Below are 1180 nucleotides of genomic sequence, written 5' to 3'. Positions count from 1 at the left end.
GATCATCTCCCGGCACACGACCCACACCTCAGGCCCGGCCGGAACCCTCTGACGACCCATCATGACCCGAGTCTGAATCCCGAAACCCCACCTGGCCAGACCGCCAAGATCTTCAGGACACTCCTAGGCCGTGTCCGCTGGATCATTGATTGATCCATAACAGGGCGGTGACCAGGGTGATGGCAGCCTGGTAGTGGCGGGCGAGCTTGTCGTAGCGGGTGGCGATGCCGCGCCATTGCTTCAGCTTGCCGATGCAGCGTTCGACCACATTACGGCGCTTGTAGAGCAGTGGATCGAAGCGTGGAGGTCGTCCTCCTCGGCTGCCCCGGCGGGCCCGGCCGGCTTTCTGGTCCGCCCGCTCGGGAATGGTGGCGGCGATACCGCGCCGGCGCAGCAGGCGGCGGATGGCAGCAGAGCTGTAGGCCTTGTCCGCGATGATGCGGTCTGGGGTGCAGCGGGGTCGCCCCGCCGCTGGGCGGGGGACGTGGATGCGGGCGAGTACGTCGGGCAGGACGGTGCAGTCGTTGACGTTGCCCGGGGTGAGGATGATGGCCAGGGGCAGGCCTCGGCCGTCCACAGCCAGATGGATCTTGGTGGTCAGTCCGCCGCGGGATCGGCCGAGTGCTTGCCGGGATGCGGCTTTCGTCCCGGCCGTCTCCCCTTTTTGCGGGCGCCCGCGGCGTGCTGATGTGCCCGCACGATGGTGGAGTCGACACTGACGGTCCAGTCCAGACGGCCGATGGCGTCGTCATGGACCTGCACGTGGCGCAACAGGGCGTCGAAGGTGCCGTCGCCGGCCCAGCGGCGGTAGCGCTCGTAGATGCTTTTCCAGTTGCCGTAGCGTTCGGGGACGTCGCGCCAGGGAGCGCCGGTGGCCAGTTTCCACAAGATGCCGTTCAAGATCGTGCGGTGATCCAGCCATCGGCCTCCTCGTGCCGGCTGGGCAGGCAGTAATGGCTCGATGCGCTGCCAGGCGGCATCGGTCAGCTCATGTCGACGGACCATGGTTGCCATTGACCCATAGAACCGAGATCAAGATCTGCCGGACACGGCCTAGTGAGCCGGTCCTGAGATCCTGTCGCAGTAGCGGCAGATCCGGTCGATGATCTGGTCGGCGGTCTTGGTCCACTTGAAGGGCCGGGCGTTGTCGTTCCAGACCTTGATCCACTCCTCGAGCGCG

1 protein-coding gene is annotated in these 1180 nt (G+C 66.2%); it reads right to left on the bottom strand.

Annotation, left to right across the window (positions count from 1 at the left end; all coding sequences use genetic code 11):
* Window positions 1–142: 142 nt before the first annotated feature.
* Window positions 143–1005, bottom strand: a protein-coding gene (locus C1J01_RS48175) for an IS5 family transposase (protein WP_438943199.1) whose coding sequence is annotated in 2 segments (ribosomal slippage) — window positions 143–655 and window positions 658–1005 — 861 coding nt in all. Because the reading frame shifts where the segments join, the coding sequence is not laid out codon by codon here.
* Window positions 1006–1180: the final 175 nt, after the last annotated feature.

It is taken from the genome of Nonomuraea aridisoli, assembly GCF_003236395.1.
GTDB lineage: Bacteria > Actinomycetota > Actinomycetes > Streptosporangiales > Streptosporangiaceae > Nonomuraea > Nonomuraea aridisoli.
Note: the sequence above shows the minus strand (reverse complement) of the source record. Positions and strands in the feature narration are given on the sequence as shown.